Origin of the sequence: Kitasatospora sp. NPDC002227, assembly GCF_040296285.1 — a bacterium.
Lineage (GTDB): Bacteria > Actinomycetota > Actinomycetes > Streptomycetales > Streptomycetaceae > Kitasatospora.
Genome location: NZ_JBEOWY010000003.1, coordinates 233851 through 249441, shown reverse-complemented (window position 1 = coordinate 249441; position 15591 = coordinate 233851). Strand labels below are relative to the sequence as shown.

Annotated in this window: 19 protein-coding genes; 6 read left to right on the top strand and 13 right to left on the bottom strand. The window is 73.1% G+C overall.

What is annotated here, in order from left to right:
- Positions 1–8: 8 nt before the first annotated feature.
- From ABT095_RS04795 to ABT095_RS04780, 4 genes are all read right to left on the bottom strand, one after another.
- Positions 9–887 (bottom strand): GNAT family N-acetyltransferase, encoded by an 879-nt coding sequence (locus ABT095_RS04795; RefSeq protein ID WP_350527828.1) that lies wholly within the window; start codon positions 885–887, stop codon positions 9–11.
- 124 nt (positions 888–1011) lie between these two features.
- Positions 1012–1305 carry a DUF1330 domain-containing protein gene (locus tag ABT095_RS04790; protein WP_350527827.1) on the bottom strand — a complete coding sequence of 98 codons (294 nt, stop codon included), beginning with the start codon at positions 1303–1305 and terminating at the stop codon, positions 1012–1014.
- A 34-nt stretch (positions 1306–1339) separates the two neighbouring features.
- The gene (locus tag ABT095_RS04785; RefSeq protein WP_350527826.1) at positions 1340–2773 is read right to left on the bottom strand and encodes an MFS transporter; all 1434 of its coding nucleotides are present in this window, start codon (positions 2771–2773) and stop codon (positions 1340–1342) included.
- Positions 2770–3228 (bottom strand): MarR family winged helix-turn-helix transcriptional regulator, encoded by a 459-nt coding sequence (locus tag ABT095_RS04780; RefSeq protein ID WP_502884815.1) that lies wholly within the window; start codon positions 3226–3228, stop codon positions 2770–2772. The genes ABT095_RS04785 and ABT095_RS04780 overlap by 4 nt, the downstream gene beginning before the upstream one ends.
- Before the next feature lie 100 nt (positions 3229–3328).
- On the opposite strand from ABT095_RS04780, the gene ABT095_RS04775 reads away from it, so the two are divergent.
- Positions 3329–3826 carry a hypothetical protein gene (locus ABT095_RS04775; protein WP_350527825.1) on the top strand — a complete coding sequence of 166 codons (498 nt, stop codon included), beginning with the start codon at positions 3329–3331 and terminating at the stop codon, positions 3824–3826.
- Here ABT095_RS04775 and ABT095_RS04770 read toward each other — a convergent pair.
- From ABT095_RS04770 to ABT095_RS04750, 5 genes are all read right to left on the bottom strand, one after another.
- Complete coding sequence (locus tag ABT095_RS04770) at positions 3819–4337, bottom strand: hypothetical protein (protein WP_350527824.1); 519 nt, start codon at positions 4335–4337, stop codon at positions 3819–3821. The two genes, ABT095_RS04775 and ABT095_RS04770, sit on opposite strands and share 8 nt — an antisense overlap.
- On the bottom strand, positions 4330–5142 hold the full coding sequence (locus ABT095_RS04765; RefSeq protein ID WP_350527823.1) for a hypothetical protein: 813 nt from the start codon (positions 5140–5142) through the stop codon (positions 4330–4332). Before ABT095_RS04765 ends, ABT095_RS04770 begins: the two co-directional genes overlap by 8 nt.
- Positions 5143–5246: 104 nt before the next feature.
- Entirely contained in the window at positions 5247–6245 is a 999-nt protein-coding gene (locus tag ABT095_RS04760; protein ID WP_350527822.1) for an NAD-dependent epimerase/dehydratase family protein, read from the bottom strand.
- Positions 6246–6505: 260 nt separating this feature from the next.
- Positions 6506–7393, bottom strand: coding sequence for a GNAT family N-acetyltransferase (locus tag ABT095_RS04755; protein WP_502884814.1), 888 nt, complete (start codon positions 7391–7393; stop codon positions 6506–6508).
- Between the two features lie 41 nt (positions 7394–7434).
- Positions 7435–7902 carry an SRPBCC domain-containing protein gene (locus tag ABT095_RS04750; protein WP_350527821.1) on the bottom strand — a complete coding sequence of 156 codons (468 nt, stop codon included), beginning with the start codon at positions 7900–7902 and terminating at the stop codon, positions 7435–7437.
- A gap of 123 nt (positions 7903–8025) precedes the next feature.
- Here ABT095_RS04750 and ABT095_RS04745 point away from each other — a divergent pair, with 123 nt between their 5' ends.
- Positions 8026–8826, top strand: coding sequence for an SGNH/GDSL hydrolase family protein (locus ABT095_RS04745; RefSeq protein ID WP_350527820.1), 801 nt, complete (start codon positions 8026–8028; stop codon positions 8824–8826).
- Positions 8827–8831: 5 nt separating this feature from the next.
- On the opposite strand, the gene ABT095_RS04740 is transcribed toward ABT095_RS04745, so the two are convergent.
- Positions 8832–9221 (bottom strand): VOC family protein, encoded by a 390-nt coding sequence (locus ABT095_RS04740; RefSeq protein WP_350527819.1) that lies wholly within the window; start codon positions 9219–9221, stop codon positions 8832–8834.
- A gap of 117 nt (positions 9222–9338) precedes the next feature.
- On the opposite strand from ABT095_RS04740, the gene ABT095_RS04735 reads away from it, so the two are divergent.
- Entirely contained in the window at positions 9339–9806 is a 468-nt protein-coding gene (locus ABT095_RS04735; protein ID WP_350527866.1) for a GNAT family N-acetyltransferase, read from the top strand.
- Between the two features lie 4 nt (positions 9807–9810).
- Here ABT095_RS04735 and ABT095_RS04730 read toward each other — a convergent pair whose 3' ends face one another.
- Positions 9811–10284 carry a macro domain-containing protein gene (locus ABT095_RS04730; protein WP_350527818.1) on the bottom strand — a complete coding sequence of 158 codons (474 nt, stop codon included), beginning with the start codon at positions 10282–10284 and terminating at the stop codon, positions 9811–9813.
- 30 nt (positions 10285–10314) lie between these two features.
- Complete coding sequence (locus ABT095_RS04725; protein ID WP_350527817.1) at positions 10315–10701, bottom strand: PPOX class F420-dependent oxidoreductase; 387 nt, start codon at positions 10699–10701, stop codon at positions 10315–10317.
- 183 nt (positions 10702–10884) lie between these two features.
- Here ABT095_RS04725 and ABT095_RS04720 point away from each other — a divergent pair, with 183 nt between their 5' ends.
- From ABT095_RS04720 to ABT095_RS04710, 3 genes are all read left to right on the top strand, one after another.
- Complete coding sequence (locus ABT095_RS04720) at positions 10885–12510, top strand: alkaline phosphatase family protein (RefSeq protein ID WP_350527816.1); 1626 nt, start codon at positions 10885–10887, stop codon at positions 12508–12510.
- A gap of 85 nt (positions 12511–12595) precedes the next feature.
- Positions 12596–13459: a helix-turn-helix domain-containing protein gene (locus ABT095_RS04715; RefSeq protein WP_350527815.1), complete on the top strand. Its 864-nt coding sequence runs from the start codon at positions 12596–12598 to the stop codon at positions 13457–13459.
- 300 nt (positions 13460–13759) lie between these two features.
- Positions 13760–14311, top strand: a complete 552-nt coding sequence (locus ABT095_RS04710) for a UCP032817 domain-containing protein (protein ID WP_350527814.1) — start codon at positions 13760–13762, stop codon at positions 14309–14311.
- Here ABT095_RS04710 and ABT095_RS04705 read toward each other — a convergent pair.
- Positions 14247–15560, bottom strand: a complete 1314-nt coding sequence (locus ABT095_RS04705; RefSeq protein WP_350527865.1) for a glycosyltransferase 87 family protein — start codon at positions 15558–15560, stop codon at positions 14247–14249. The two genes, ABT095_RS04710 and ABT095_RS04705, sit on opposite strands and share 65 nt — an antisense overlap.
- Between the last annotated feature and the right edge of the window lie 31 nt (positions 15561–15591).

Genomic DNA, 15591 nt, shown 5'->3' with positions numbered 1-15591 from the left:
CGCCTGCCCTAGACAGCCGGCCGGCTCGGTTCGTAGCGGGCGCGCCGCGCGACGGGGCGAAAGCCCAGACCGAGGAAGAGCGCGGCGGAGGCGGGATTGTTCACGTTGACGTCGAGGAGGACTTCGGTCTCGCCGCCGGACCGCATCCGTGACAAGGCCGCAACGGCGAGAGCGCGCCCGAGGCCCCGGTGGCGGTTCTCCGGAACGACCCCCACCTGGATCAGGAAGCCCCGGCCGCAGGTGACGAAGCCGAGCGGAGCGCCCGCCGACGAACAGGCCAGCAGCGAGTACTGCGGACAGAATTCGCCCCCGGCCGTCCAGGCCGCCCACTGCGGCTCGGTCCAGCCCGGGTAGCCGGGGCGGTCGGCGAACGCGGAGCGGTAGGCCGCGAAGAAGGCGCCCCGCCTCGCCTCGCTCCACTCCTCGAGCTCGACCTCCGCCGGAACGGAGGCCTCGGGGAGGGGAGTGTCCAGGCTTCGCCGCATGACATCCTCCGCGAACGTTCGGCGCAGGCCCCGTGAGCGGAAGAGCTCGGCCGCGCCGGCGCTCAGGTACTCCGTCTCGACCCGGACCGCACCGGCCCGCCGACGAGCCGTCGTCAGCAGCCGGTCGAGCAGGGCCGCCCCCAACCCTCGGCCGCGATGCACCGGATCGACCTGACCGGTCACCACGGTGGCTCCCACAACGTCGCGGACGGAGCCGGCCGCGACCAGTCCGTCGTGGCGGCGAGCGCCGACGGCTGTCACTCCGTCACCGAGGTACCGCTTCGCGAGGAAGCCCCGTGAGGCCGTGGCCGGCCACCCGCCGTCCGCGGTGAGGCAACGCCCATAGAGCTCGACGACGGAGTGCAAGTCCGCAGCCGAGAGCTCGGCCCACTCCACGCTCACACGTCCTCCTCCGGGCGGCGGCTGTCATCGACAACTCCAGCGTGACGGTCGCACAGCTCAAACCCCTCGATTGCCGCGAGATCGGCATGTCACTTCCGCCTGCTGTGCCACAGGCTCAGCCGGGTCAGTCGAGGCCTTCGACAATGCGGAAGTCGCGCTCGACGCCGTCGGAGAGGGCGACCAGTGCTTCCTGGTAGGCCGCGCTCTCGCGGGCCGCGACGGCCTGCTCGAAGCTGTCGAACTCGATCAGGACGGTGCGCTCGGCAATTCCGGCGTCGTACGCGACGACCCGACCGCCACGGACGAAGGTCCGACCGCCCGCGGCCTTGACGGCGGGAGCGGCCAGCTTGTTGTAGGCAGCCAGCTTCTCAGGGTCCGAAGTGGTGCGGTAGATGCTGACCCAGTAGCCCTTGGGCATGGAACCTCCACTGTTGGGACGAAGCGCATCTGGTTTACGGGTTGGTCTCGGACGAGCGTCGGCGGGCGAGTGCGAGGCTTGTCAGCGTAGTGATCGCCATGGCGCCGATGCCGACCAGCGCGGCGGTGGTGTAGGCGCTGTCGTCGGGGAAGAGGCGGCCGGGGCCGGTGCCCGCGGCGAGGATCAGGCCGCCGATCGCGCTGCCCAGGGAGTACCCGACGCTGCGGACGACGTAGTTGAAGCTCATGGCGCTCGACGTCTCGCTCTTGGGGGTGGCGGCCAGGATGACGCCGGGCATCGCCGCCGAGAAGCCGCCGACGCCGAAGCCGAGCACGCCCATCGCGGCGAACAGTTCGGCCAGGTCCGACCTGGCCGCCGCGAACAGGGCGAACCCGCCGCCGACCACGACGGCGCTGCCGGCCAGGACCACGGGGGCGGCGATCCGCGTCCGGACCCGCGGCGTGAGCTTGCCGGCGGCGAACCCCAGCACCGAGAACGGGATGAGGACCAGCCCGGCGACGAAGGTGGTCAGCCCGAAGCCGTAGCCGGCGCCGTGCGGCGTCTGCGCGTACCGGGTGATGAGCGTGAGCAGGAGGTACATGCCGATCCCGCCGACGAACATGGCCAGGTTCGCCCCGGCGACCGCCGGGTGCCGCACCGCCCGCACACCGACCAGGGGTGTCGGGCTGCGCAGCTCGATGACGGCCCAGATGCCGAGCAGCACCACCGCGACGACGGCGAGGCCCGCTGCCACGGCGAGGTGCTGGCTCCACAGATTCCGTTCGCCCGCGAGGAACAGCACCAGGAACAGCGCAGTGGCCAGGACGACCGCGCCGGCCACGTCCACGTGGGCGGAGCGGCCTTCGGGGGCTTCGGGCATCGAGCGCCACGCGGTCAGGAGGGCGGCCGCGGTGACGACCAGGCCGAGGCCGTAGGCGGCCCGTACCCCGCCGAGCTCGGCGAGCAGCGCGGCCAGCGGGTAGCCGACGCCGGCCCCGATGATCGAGACCACCGAGATCAGGGCGATCACGCTCGCGCTGCGCTCCTCGGGGAGGTGGTCCCGGGCCACGCCCATCATCAGCGCGGTCAGCCCGAGCCCGACGCCCTGGGCCGCCCGGCCGGCCAGCAGCCACCCGAACGGCAGCGGCAGCACGGTGAGCGCGCTGCCGGCGACGACGACCGCCAGCGTGGCGAGTATCGTGGCCCGCCGGTGCGGGCCGGCTCCGAGCCGGCCCAGGACGGGCGTGGCGACGGCGCCGCTGAGCAGCGCGACGGTCAGCGTCCACTGCGCGCTGCCGAGCGAGACGTGGAAGGAGGTCGCCACGCTGGTGATGAGCGGCGTCCCGAGGCTGCCGACCGCCGCCACGACCAGGGCGATGAACATCAGGGCGGGGACCAGCAGCCGCGCCTCGGAGCGCGCCACCGGGACTGCCTTCACCGTGACCGGGCCGACCGGCTGCCCGGTCACTGCTTCGGCCCTTCGCGGTCCTGGCTCTCGAGCTCTGCCAGATGCTTCAGTGCCGGAAGGGCCGCCACCAGCGCCTCGACCTCGTCGCCGGTGAGCTCGCCGATCAACCGCTCGAACGCGTGGACGCCCGTCCGGCGCCGCGTCCGGACGTAGGCGGCGCCGGCCTCGGTCAGGCACACCAGCGTGACCCGCTTGTCGGACGGGTCGCCCCGCCGCTCGACAAGGCCGGACCCCTCCATCACCCGGACCAGGGTGGTCATCGCGGGCTGGGTGACGCCCTCGACCGCGGCCAGATCGGTGATGCGGCGCGGTCCGGTCCGGTCCAGGGTGGCCAGGGTGGCGGCGGACGTCAGGCTCATGTCCCGGGGCAGGCGCCTCGCGGCCCTGGTGGCCAGGCCGTAGAGGGCTGCACCGACGGCGGCGGACGCGCCAGGAGCGGTGTCTTGATGACTCATGCTCGAAGCATAGCAATTTTATATTCACAGCTTATGGAAGTGGGGGTTCGGCGCAGACCGTCGCCACCGAGGATTGGCCGAGCGACCGGACAATGAGCCCATGGACATAGGACCAGGCGCGATCGAGGACGTCCCTCTGGGTGCACTCTTCCCTCGGCTGTCGGCTGCTGACGTTGAATCACTGCAGCGCGCGGTCGGCAGCCTCGGCGCGGCTCGGCCTGGGAATGTCGTCAAGGGCTGGGACTGGTTCCCAGGGCACGAGGTCTTCGCGGGGCCGGAGTCCCGGACGTGGGTGATCCTGATCCTGTGTGTTGTTCAGCCGTCGGGGGACAGTGACTGGCTGGAGTTCCAGCTTCAAGTGGGCTGGACCGACCAGGGTCAGTACGAGGTGGCCACCTCGGTCAACGTGGGCTGTTGGTGCGAGGCCGACCACGGCACCCACGACGCCGACGTCCTCAGGTTCGTCGTCGGTGACGAGATCTCCCTGCCCCATGCCTTCGAAGCCTGCGCTGACCGCATGGCGAACTGGCTGGCCGATCCTCGCGACGCAGACCTCTGGCGAGCCCGGGCGGACTTGCCGACGCGCCAGGTCAGTTGAGGGCGGCAGCGAACTCCGCGAGGGCGGTGAAGTCGGTGGGGCGGAGGCCGAGGCGGGGGTTGACGTGGTGGAGGAGTGCGGGGGCGGGGTGGTGGGTGGTCACGTGGGTGTGGTCGGCGGGGGACTGTTCGTCGTCCACCCAGGCGAAGGGGCGGCCGGCGGCGTAGGTGATCAGGTGGTCGGTCTTCCAGTGGACGAGGTCGGGGCGGTGTCGGTGGAGGGTGTCGCCGAAGTCGACGTGGGGGAGGTCGGGGAGGCCGAGGACGGGGCCGATCCACCGGTTGGCGGTGGCCATCCAGGTGGTGGCCCAGCAGAGGTCGTAGGGGAGGGCGAGGAGGGCCGGGCCGTGGGTGGGGTCGAGCCAGACACGGAGGGGGCGGTGGCGCTCCCAGGCGGTGGTCGGGCGGGGGACGCGGATGGTGGTGTGGCCGGCGGGGCGGCGCTCGGGTTGGGCGGCGTAGGGGTTGAGGGGGCCGTCGACGTCGAGGAAGAGCAGGGGGCGGTCAGCCATGGCACTTGAGCTTGATGAGTAGGGCGTCGTCGGGCAGCGAAGTCAGGTAGCCGCCGATGTCGCGCTGGTAGCGGTTGCCCTCGTCCAGGTGTGGGCAGGTCTCCGCGGCCTCGCAGTGGCCGTGGACGGGGAAGGTGCCGTCTTCGATCCACCAGCCGTCGAGGGTCAGCAGGTCGGGCTGCGGGAGGAGGTCGGTCATGCGGGCCACGAAGCTCGGCCGGGGGCCGTCGAGGGTGTCGAGGAGACCGGCCTGCTGGTAGTGCCAGGCGATGGTGTGCAGGCCGGGGATCTGGCTGAGTGGGTCTGCGGTGAAGGCCTGGAGGAGCGGTTGGGCGGCGAAGTCGTGCCGGAGCCGCTCGGCCGGGTACCCCTGAGGGTCCGCCTGGTGGCGCGCCCAGAAGGCCGACCACGGTTGGAGCGGTGGGTGGTCGGGCTTGAGGTGCTGCCAGAAGTCCCACGGGTCGCCGGCGCGGCTGCGGACGGCGGTGACCCGGTCGGAGAGCTCGCGGAACTCGGTGAGGTCAAGGAGACCGCGGGGGCCGCCGGCGCACTGGCCGGGGAGGCTGGGGAGCGGGGTGCCGTCGTAGTGGGGGTCGTCGTGGACCAGCCGGGGGCTGTCCTCGTGGCCGGGCAGCGGGCTGAAGCCGCTGCCGTCGCTGCCGCCGCGGATCGCCCACCAGTCCCAGATGTAGCGCCAGCGCGGGTTGGCGTCCATCCGGAAGGGGGCCATCGCCTGGTCGAGGGCGGCGCGGAGGTCGTGCCGGGCTTCGGCGGGGAGGCAGACCACGACTCGGATGCCGGCCATCTACTCGGCTCCCGGCGGGCGGGGAGAGCAGGTCGGGAACAAGGAGGGCCTCCGGAGGCGAGGTGGGGCCGGTCGGCCCGGGTGGGCCGACCGGTGAGGGGTGGTCAGGCGGGTATGAGGGTGGCGAGGAGGCGCTGCTCCTCGGCCGGGGTGAGGCCCTCGGGGGTGGGAAGGCCTCGGGCGGTGTCCCAGGCGAGGGTGTCGGTGAGAGTCTCGGGCAGGGGGCGCAGTTGGAGACCGGCGGCGCGGGCGCGGGTGGTGTCGACCTGGTTGATGGCGGTGCAGTCGGGGTCGGCGATCCACATCGGGACGCCCATCCAGGGGTCGGCCCCGGCGGCGAGCAGGGCGGGGGTGGGGGCCCAGACCGGGGTGGCGGTCGAGGCGGTGACGGTGCGGCAGGCCTCGAAGAACTCGCCGAAGGGCTGGGGGAGGCCGGTGGTGTGGAAGACGCCGTCGAGGCCGGAGCGGATGCAGGTGAGGATCCACCGGGCCACGTCGCGGACGTCGATGAACTGGGCGAAGTCCGCCGGATCACCGGGGAGCAGGACCCGGCCGCCGCGGGCGAAGCGGCGCGGCCAGTAGGCGAACCGGTCGGTGGGGTCGTGCGGTCCGACGATCATGCCGGGGCGGATCACGGTGGCGGCGGGGCTGAAGGCGGAGAGCACGAGCCGCTCGCAGGCGGCCTTGCGCGCCCCGTACAGCTCGTGCGGCGGCTGCCCGTCGCGGAGCTCGAGCACGGTGCCGGTCTCGCACTGCGGGGTGCGCTGGTCGGCGAGTACGGAGAGGGAGGAGACGAAGACGTACCGCCCGACCCGGCCGTGGAGCGCCTCGGCCGAGCGGGCCACCACCTCGGGGTGGTAACCCGCGACGTCGACCACGGCGTCCCACCGGCGGCCGTCGAGGGCGGCGAGGCTCTCGGTGCGGTCGCCGAGGACGGTTTCGGCGTCAGGGAACAGGCCGGGGGCGGTGAGGCCCCGGTTGAAGAGGGTGACCCGGTGGCCGTCGGCCAGGGCGGACTCGACCAGGGCACGGCCCAGGAAGCGGGTGCCGCCGAGGACGAGCAGGCTCAGCGGGCGGGAGGAGGACGTACGAGAGCTGTGCACGGTGTGCGACTCCGGAGATCGTGAAAGGGGATCCGGGCCGCGACGGCGGGCAGGGCCGCTTCAGTCGGTGGCCCGGATGAGGGCATGGCGGAGTAGATTTATGGCGGACATAACCCTCACCTCCTCCTGCATATCGATCAGTTGTGCCAGCTGGGGCCGAAGCTAGCACCGCGCCGGAACGGTGCCAACCGGTTTTTCCGACGCTGGTCCAGAGCGCTGGTCCACAACGCTGATTCAGAGCGCTGGCTCAGAACGCCAGCTCAGGACGTCTCGGCTATCAGGGCGGTGGCGATGCGTCGGAAGCCGAGCCGGGCGTAGATGCGGGCCACCGCTTCGTCGGTCGCGGTGAGGAAGACGGTCTCGACGCCGCCGGCGCGGGCGTCGGCGAGCAGGGCGGCGGTGACGGCCAGGCCGAGGCCCTGGCGGCGGGCGTTCGGGAGGGTGCCGACGCCGACGATCTCGCTCACCGTGCCGACCGGCTGGTGCTGGCCCGAGCCGAGGGCCTGGCCGTCGGCGAGGGCGGCGGCCACGACGGTGTACCCGGCGGTGATGCGCTCGGCCGTCCGGGTGAGCGTGCCGTCCGCCGTCCGGGCGAGGATCTGGGCGGCCAGCTCCTCGGCGCCGCCGGAGCCGACCGCCGTGCCCGGCTCGCCGAAGGCGGCCCACATCACGCCCAACGCGCTTGCCAGCGCCGGGTCCTGCGCGCTGAGCAGCCGCACCACGGCGGTGCGCCCGCCGTCGGGCGCGAGCTCGGCCGGGCGGTCCGGTGCGGCGGCGGGGTCGTGCACCATCAGCGGGTGCTCGTGCACCGTGAGGCCGGAGGCCTCGACGGCCGCCCGCAGGCCCGGAGTCGTCTCGGCCACCCACTCGAAGGCCTCGGGCACGCCGAGCTCCCGCTGCCGGGCCCGGACCAGGTCCACGTCCGCGACGCCCGCCGCCTCCGGCGCGCCGAGCGCGGGGCGCGCGTAGTACGGCCCGCCGGAGCCTTCGCGGACGAAGAGGGTCAGCGGGCCGAAGCGCTCGGCGCGGGCGCCGCTGCGCGGTACGGCGTCGTAGTACTCCTCGATGCGGCCGAGCAGACCGGCCGGGCCGAGCAGGGCGGCCGGGCCGAGCGGAGCGGCCGGGCCGGGGAGGTCAGGGTGCGTCACGGAGGGCATCCAAGCAGCCGCCGCACCCGGACGCCACGGATTTACCGGCCCGGCGGCTGCGCCGTGGTGAGCGCGCACTCCTGGTGCAGCTGGTCGAGCTTGCCGGGCCAGTTGCGGGCGTTGGCCTGGCGGCGGGCGTCGATCTCCTCGAAGGGGAGGCCGAGCCGGGCGAAGCCGCTCTCCAGCACGGTGAGGCTGGTCGCACCGGCGGCCGGGGCGAGGGTGAACTCGACCAGGGTGGAGTTGTGCTCGGTGGGCTCCTCGCCCGCCGGGCCCTGGGACCAGCGCCAGGAGAGGGTGTGCGGCGGCTCGACCCGGATCAGCCGGGCGGGCAGTGCGCCGTGCACGCCGTGGTCGAAGAGCAGCAGCCCGCCGGGCCGCAGGTCGAGCCGGACGGGCTCGCCGCCGCCGAACCAGCGGCCCAGGAAGGAGGGCTCGGTCAGCACCGCCCAGACCCGCTCGGGCTCGGCGTTGATCACGAGGGTGCGCGCGATGGCGTCGGAGAGCACGGGGACCTCTTCTCGTCGGATGTGCTACCCAAGGGTTGCACTTCGGCGCAGTGAGGCGCAACCTGTTTGTTGCACGTGGAGGTGCCGGGTCCGCGGGCCGGGACGGCCTGCGAAGATCGGGGGATGGACAACGACACCGACCTCCGCAGGTTCGCCAGCTACGTCGCCGTCGGTGACTCCTTCACCGAGGGGATGTGCGACGAGCTGCTGCCCGGCGGCCAGTACCGGGGCTGGGCCGACCGGGTCGCCGCCGCGCTGGCCGCCGAGCAGGCGGGCGGGGAGGGCTTCCGGTACGCCAACCTCGCGGTGCGCGGCAAGCTGATCGGCCAGATCCACGCCGAGCAGATCGACCGCGCGGCCGCGATGGGCGGCGAACTCGTCACCCTGGCAGGCGGGTTGAACGACGTGCTGCGCCCCGGCTGCGACATCGAGCAGGTGGAGAAGCTGCTCGGCTCCTGCGCCGAGGCGCTGCTCGCGGACGGCGCCACGGTGGTGATGTTCACCAGCACCGACCCGGCCCGCCGGATGGCCGGCGGCGCCCGGCTGCTGCCCACGATCCTGCGGATGAAGGCGTACGTCGAGGGGCTCGCCAAGCAGCACCCCCGGCTGCTGGTGGTCGACCTGTTCTCGGCCCCCTGCTTCGACGACCGCCGGCTCTGGGACGAGGACCGGCTGCACCTCTCGCCCGAGGGTCACCGCCGGGTCGCCGCGGCCGTGCTCGAGGCGCTCGGCCGCCCGGCCGGCTTCGACTGGCGCGCCCCGCTGCCCCCGGCCGCCCCGCGCGGCCGCGCCGAGCAGCTCCGCGCCGACCTGCACTGGCTCCGCCTGCACCTCGGCCCCTGGATCGGCCGCCGCCTCACCGGCCGCTCCTCCGGCGACGGCCGCCCGCCCAAGCGGGCCGAACTGCTCCCGTACGAGGGCTGACACCCTCAGGCGAGGGGCGTGAGGAAGAACCAGAGGTGGCCGAAGGGGTCGCGGACGGTGGACTGGCGGGCGCCGTACGGCATGTCGGCGGGCGCGGCGAGGAGTTCGGCCCCGGCGGCGGTGGCCCGGGCGGTGAGCGCGTCCACGTCGGGGACGTACACGTGCAGCAGGACGTTCGGGCTCGCGGGCGGGGTGTGCGGGGTCTCGGCGTCGCCGAGCATCACGGTGGAGCCCTGGATGCTGAGTTCGGCGTGGGTGATCCGCCCGTCCGGGCCGTCGAGCCGGAACAGCTCGGTGGCGCCGAAGGCCTCGGCGTAGAAGGTGATCGCCTGGGCGGCGCCGTCGACCAGGATGTGCGGGACGACCGAGTACTGGTAGTGCTCCGGGATCTTCATGGCAAGAACGCTAGGAGCCGGCGGGCACCCGGCACATCGGCCGGAGGGCCCGGGGGCGCCCGCCGAGGACCTAGGACCTCGGTAGGGTGCCGGGAGGACGACCAGGAGGTGGGTGCGGTGCGGATCGTGGTGGACGATCTCTCGGGGCCGGAGATCGCGGAGTTCCTGGCCGAGCACCTGCGGGAGATGCGGTCGATCAGCCCGCCGGAGAGCAAGCACGCGCTGGACCTCGACGGGCTGCGGCGCCCGGAGGTGACGTTCTGGTCCGTGCTGGACGAGACGGCGGACGGCCCGGAGTTGGTGGGCTGCGGCGCGCTCAAGCAGCTGGGCGAAGGCCATGCCGAGCTCAAGTCGATGCGTACCGGCGCCCGGCGCAAGCGCAGCGGAGTCGCCTCCCTGCTGCTCAGTCACATCATCGCCCAGGCCCGGAGCCTGGGGTGCACCCGGCTGAGCCTGGAGACCGGCTCGGCCGAGTTCTTCCGGCCCGCGCGGGAGCTGTACCGCAAGTTCGGCTTCGAGGAGTGCGGACCCTTCGGGGAGTACCGGCCGGATCCGCACAGCACCTTCATGACCAGACCGCTCTGACCGGTCAGTCGTGGTCGTAGACGGTGACGGACAGGCCGGCGGAGACCAGGCGGTCCGTCAGGAGCGGCTCGACGCGCTCCCACCTGCCGCCGGCCAGGCCGCAGCCGATGCGGGGGAGGTGGACGGAGGCCTCGAGCTCGAGCGCGCGCGGGGCGAGCCGGGCCAGGGCGGCATCGATGGCCTCGTAGCGCACCGGGACGCCCTTGCTGCCGGTGCGGATGCCGCGCTGGCCGACCAGGTTCGCCACCCAGACGGTGCGCTCGACCTGGACGAGCTGCAGCGCGCCCAGGCCGAAGTCGTTGCCCGCCCGCTCGCGGTGCCAGCGCCGGTAGGCCGCCTCCGGCTCCGGCCAGCGCCGGGACATCGCGAGCACGAAGCCCTTCCCCCAGCCGCCCAGGTCGTTGCAGACGTGCGCGATGATCTTCGGCCCGGCGGCCTGGGGCTGGGTCGCGTCGCCTCGGACGTACCGGATGCTCATGGTGATCACCGTAGTGACCGGGACCGACAGTCAGTCGGTCAGGGTGATCCGGATCGCGACGGTGCCGTCCTCGCCACGGCGCAGCCGGCTGCCGAGGAGGGTGAGGCGGCCGATCAGGCCGTACTTGCGCTGGAGCAGGCGGCGGTAGGCGGCGCGGGTCTCGGGGCCGCAGATCTCGGCGGTGGCGGGGACGGACTCGCCGGTGGGGCGGCCGCGGACGTCGCAGGGGCCGACCAGGACGTCGGGGCGGTTGCGGATCCGCTTGACCTTCCAGGAGTCGGCGACCGTCCAGATGCCCAGGGCGTCGCCGTCCGGCACCACCCAGACCGGGGTGGGGACGGCGGTGCCGTCCTTCCTGAACGTCGTGACGAGGAGGTACTCGCCTGCCCCGAGTGACTGGAGTGGTGACTGAGTCATGTCGCGAGTCTAGACAGCCGGTGGCGGATCGGTTGCGCGAGTGAACTCGCGTCGCGGACAGGGAAATTCATCGCAAAGTCGGAGCGCGAAGGCTTGTCTGCACATCCTCAATCCCAGAAGGATGGCCAGCGCTCGACGGCAACACCCTGCCCTCACCCCTCTCCCCGACGAGGAGTACGCCCCGTGCGCGCCAAACTCCTGACCTCCGCGGCCGCCACCCTCGGCCTGCTGGCCGGTCTCTGCGGCCTGGTCACCACCCCGGCCACCGCCGCGGTCACCACCCAGGCCACCGCCGCAGCCGCCACCGTGCCCCGGCCCGACCACGTGGTGGTCGTGGTCTTCGAGAACACCTCGGAGGGCTCGATCATCGGCTCTCCGGACGCCCCGTACTTCAACCAACTGGCGAACAGCGGGGCGAACTTCACCAACTCCTTCGCCATCGAGCACCCGAGCCAGCCGAACTACCTGGACCTCTTCTCCGGTTCCAACCAGGGCGTCACCGACGACTCCTGCCCGCACACCTTCTCCACCACCAACGAGGCCGCCCAGCTGATCGCCAAGGGCCTGAGCTTCACCGGCTACTCGGAGAACCTGCCCTCGGCCGGCTCCACCGTCTGCACGGCGGGCACCAGCGGCTACGCCCGCAAGCACAACCCCTGGGTGAACTTCACCAACGTGCCCGCGGCCGACAACCAGCCGTTCTCCGCCTTCCCCACCGACTTCACCCAACTGCCCACCGTCTCCTGGGTGATCCCGAACCTCTGCGACGACATGCACGACTGCTCCACCGCGACCGGTGACAGCTGGCTCAAGGCCCACCTGGACAGCTACGTGCAGTGGGCGAAGACCCACAACAGCCTGCTGATCACCACCTTCGACGAGGACGACAGCACCACCAGCGCCAACCAGATCGCCACCATCTTCAACGGCCAGTCGGTCAAGCCCGGCACCTACACCGAGCACGTCGACCACTTCGGCGTGCTGCGCACCATCGAGGACATGTACGGCCTCCCGTACGCCGGTTCGGCCGCGAGCGCCACCTCGATCACCGACGTCTGGAACACCTCGACCGGCGGCGGCAGCGTCTCGGTGACCAACCCCGGCAGCCAGACCGCCACGGCCGGCACCGCCGCCTCGCTGCAGCTCGGTGCCTCGGACACGGCCGGCGGCACGCTCAGCTGGAGCGCGAGCGGCCTGCCCGCCGGGCTGACGGTCAACGCGGGCACCGGGCTGGTCTCCGGCACGCCGACCACCGCCGGGACGTACACCGTGACCGTCACCGCGACCGACTCGACCGGCCCGAGCGGCAGCGCGACCTTCACCTGGACGGTCAACCCGGCCCAGGGCGGCGGCTGCACGGCCGCCCAACTGCTCGGCAACCCGGGCTTCGAGACCGGCAGCGCCGCGCCCTGGACGGCCAGCAGCGGCGTGATCGACAACTCCTCCAGCGAGGCCGCGCACAGCGGCAGTTGGAAGGCCTGGCTGAACGGCTACGGCAGCGCGCACACCGACACGCTCAGCCAGACCGTCACCGTCCCGGCCGGCTGCACCACCGCGAGCCTGACCTACTGGCTGCACATCGACACCGCCGAGACCGGCTCCACCGCGTACGACAAGCTCACCCTCACCGCCAACGGCACCACGGTGGCGAGCTACTCCAACGTGAACGCCGCGAGCGGCTTCACCCAGCGGACCGTCAACCTCGCGGCCTACGTGGGCAAGAGCGTCACGCTCAAGTTCACCGGCGTCGAGGACTCCAGCCAGCAGACCAGCTTCGTCATCGACGACGCCGCGCTGAACGTGAGCTGACCTCGGCCCGGACGCTCCCGGGAGGTCCGAGGACTTCCCGGGAGCGCGGTCTTCGGGTGAACTGGTCATCGGCGCAGGAGGTGCCATGGAGCTGGCCGGGCGGGACTGCCGGGGGGTCGAGGTCGACCGGGTGGGTGCGCTCTGGCGGGCCCGCCGGCCCTCGCACCCGGGGCTGGCCGCGCACCTGACCGAGCGGGCCGGCTACTGGGAGGCCGTCGCACAGCCGTACCGGGTGCGGTTGGTGCCGATGCCCCGGGTGGTCATGATGATCAACCTCGGGCGTCCGTTCACGGACTTCCACCGCCCCGGGGTGGCGGGTTCGGCCACCGGGCGGATCGGTTCAGTGGTCGCGGGCCTCGCCGACGGCCCCGAGGAGTGCGAGCACCCCGGCGGCAAGGAGGCGATCCGGCTGGAGTTCACGCCGCTGGGGGCCTACCGGCTGCTGGCCCGCCCGATGGCGGAACTCACCAACCGGGTGGTCGGGTTGGCCGAGGTGCTCGGGCCGCGCGGCGAGGAGCTGGTGGAGCGGTTGGCCGCCACCCGCAGCTGGTCGGCCAGGTTCGACCTGCTCGACCGGGCACTGCTCGACCGGCTGGCCGGTGCCACCTGCCCCGCCTGGCAGGTCGAACGGGCCTGGGGGCTGCTGGCCGGCTCCGGCGGCCGGAGCCCGGTGAGCCGCGTCGCCGCCGAGGTGGGGTGGAGCCCAGGGCACCTGACCAGGGTCTTCACCCGGCAGGTCGGTCTGGCGCCGAAGAAGGCCGCCCGGGTGCTCCGCCTCGACCGCACGGTGCGGGTGCTCTCCGCCGGAGCGCCGAGCCTGGCCGCGGCCGCCGTCCAGTGCGGATTCACCGACCAGTCCCACCTCACCCACGAGTTGGGCGCACTGGCCGGCCTCACCCCCGGCGCGCTGCTGGTCACCGGCCGGAGCGGACCCGACCTTGACCTGTGAGCGCGGATTTCTACAATCCCCCGTCGCCCGTGCGCCGTTACGGTCCCCGTACCGAACTCCGGCAGGCCGGAAGGGTGCGAGGGAGTGGACCGATGACATTCATGGATCTGTTGTTCTGGGCGGCCGTCGCGTGGGGGGTCTCCCGGCTGCTGCGCCGCAAGCGGGACTGGAGCGGCGGGACGTACCCGGGGAACGACGACGGGAGCGGGGCCGGGTCCGGCTGCGGGGGCAGCGGGGGCAGCGGGGGCGGCGGAGGGGGCTGCGGGGGCTCGGGCGGATGCGGCGGGGGGTGCGGTGGCGGTGGGAGCTGAGCCGGACGGCGGCCCGTCGGGGTGGTGGTTCGACCGGCGGACGGCGCGGGTGCGGGTGGCGGTCGAGGCGCTCGAACTGCCCCCGGCGGTCTTCCGGACCTGTCCGTTCGAACCCCGGGAGCTGATCGAGACCGGCCTGCGGCAGTGGCTGCGCTGCTGCGGGGCGGCCCTGCTGGACCGTCAGGTGATCGGGATGCCCTCGTACGCCGTGGACGAGGCCTGGCACGGCCTCATCCTGTGCACCGGCCGCTACCAGGCGTTCTGCCGGGCCGCCTACGGGCGGTTCCTGCACCACCACCCCGAGGGCGGCGCACCGCCCGGTGCGGCGCGGCGCTCGGGGTCGATGCACGAGCAACTGCGCCGCACCGCCGTGGCCTGGTCGCTGGTGGCCCGGCCCGGAGAGGAGTGCGTCCTGTGGGACCTGGACGCCCGGGTCGGCGCCCCCGGCTTCGCGGGGCAGGGGGTCCAGGCCGCGCCTAGGCCACCCGGATCGGCCCCCGGGCCAGCTGGGAGGCCGGCAGAGCGGCGGGCACCGGCGTGACACTGGCCCGCCACAGCCGGGTCGCCGAGCAGAGCGCGGCGGCCAGCAGCAGGGCGTTGCGCAGCACGATCACCACCGTGGGCTGCCAGCCGCCGTGAATCTGAGCGTCGAAGAACAGCGGGTAGTCGACCGTGGTGACCCCGACCGTGAGCAGCACCAGCAGCGCCGTCGGCCGCTGCGAGGAGCCCCGCACGGTGAGGCAGACCGCGCACAGCCCGATCAGCCAGATCAGGTACTGCGGGCTGATCACCCGGCTGGTCACGGTGAAGAGCAGCACGGCGGTGAGCGCCGCGTCGTACGGGGTCGCGGCGCTCCAGCGGCGGGCGCGGAAGCGCCAGAGCAGCAGCCAGCCGAAGGCCAGGCCGGTCAGTGCGAGCGAGGCCTTGGCGACGGTCTGCACGTGCGGACCGAGGAACTCCAGCGAGCCGTAGTGCTGGTCGACGTCCCCGGGCCAGCCGAACAGCCGGGCGACCTGCAGCACGCTGCCGCCGAGCGACTCGATCTCCACGCCCCGGCCCTGCTGGGCGCCGAGGAAGTCGAAGGCGCCGTCGAAGAGCGTGCAGAGCACGAGCAGCAGCGCGAGGGCCGAGCAGCACAGGGCGGTCCAGGCCTGGCGGGTGCCGCGCCCGCGCGGGGTGCCGAGCACCACCAGGGCCGGCCAGACCTTCACCATGGCGCCGAGCCCGGCCAGCGCCCCGCCGAAGCGCGGGCGGCTGGGCAGCAGCAGCACCGAGGCCATCGCGAGCGCCGTCACCGGCAGGTCGTAGCGCCCGTACGGGAGGCCGAGCAGCAGCGGCAGGGCGAGCGCCCAGAGCCAGGCCCCGGCGGTGGAGCGGCCCCGGTGCAGGCCGCCGCTGCGGCGCAGCGAGACCCGCACCAGCAGGGCCTGGGTGACGCCGTCGGTGAGCAGCATCAGCAGGGCGAAGGCCTGCAGGTAGCTGAGGAAGGGCAGCAGGCCGGGGGCGAGCATGGCCAGCGCCGCGCCGGGCGGGTACTGCCAGGTGACGTCCCCGGTCGGGAAGTGGCCCTGGACCAGGATCTCGTACCACTGGTGGTAGGTGCGGTAGACCTCGATCGCCTGCTCGGCCTTGCCGGAGCGGATCATGCCCACCATCACCAGCCGGCTGGCCAGCCAGTAGCCGGTGAGGGCCAGTGCCTCGCGTGGCCAGGTGGCGGGGTTGGTCCAGCGGAACGGGCCGGCCTGTGGGATGCCCCACGGGGTGACCGGCGTCGGGGCCTGCGCCACCATCGCCTCCACGAGCACTGTGCAGATATGGTCG

Bases quoted from the DNA above. Each gene is read 5' to 3' on its own strand.
- ABT095_RS04790 (WP_350527827.1), bottom strand. From the start codon at position 1,305: ATGCCCAAGGGCTACTGGGTCAGCATCTACCGCACCACTTCGGACCCT.
- ABT095_RS04780 (WP_502884815.1), bottom strand. From the start codon at position 3,228: ATGAGTCATCAAGACACCGCTCCTGGCGCGTCCGCCGCCGTCGGTGCA.
- ABT095_RS04775 (WP_350527825.1), top strand. From the start codon at position 3,329: ATGGACATAGGACCAGGCGCGATCGAGGACGTCCCTCTGGGTGCACTC.
- ABT095_RS04770 (WP_350527824.1), bottom strand. From the start codon at position 4,337: ATGGCTGACCGCCCCCTGCTCTTCCTCGACGTCGACGGCCCCCTCAAC.
- ABT095_RS04765 (WP_350527823.1), bottom strand. From the start codon at position 5,142: ATGGCCGGCATCCGAGTCGTGGTCTGCCTCCCCGCCGAAGCCCGGCAC.
- ABT095_RS04745 (WP_350527820.1), top strand. From the start codon at position 8,026: ATGGACAACGACACCGACCTCCGCAGGTTCGCCAGCTACGTCGCCGTC.
- ABT095_RS04740 (WP_350527819.1), bottom strand. From the start codon at position 9,221: ATGAAGATCCCGGAGCACTACCAGTACTCGGTCGTCCCGCACATCCTG.
- ABT095_RS04730 (WP_350527818.1), bottom strand. From the start codon at position 10,284: ATGAGCATCCGGTACGTCCGAGGCGACGCGACCCAGCCCCAGGCCGCC.
- ABT095_RS04725 (WP_350527817.1), bottom strand. From the start codon at position 10,701: ATGACTCAGTCACCACTCCAGTCACTCGGGGCAGGCGAGTACCTCCTC.
- ABT095_RS04715 (WP_350527815.1), top strand. From the start codon at position 12,596: ATGGAGCTGGCCGGGCGGGACTGCCGGGGGGTCGAGGTCGACCGGGTG.
- ABT095_RS04705 (WP_350527865.1), bottom strand. From the start codon at position 15,560: ATGGTGGCGCAGGCCCCGACGCCGGTCACCCCGTGGGGCATCCCACAG.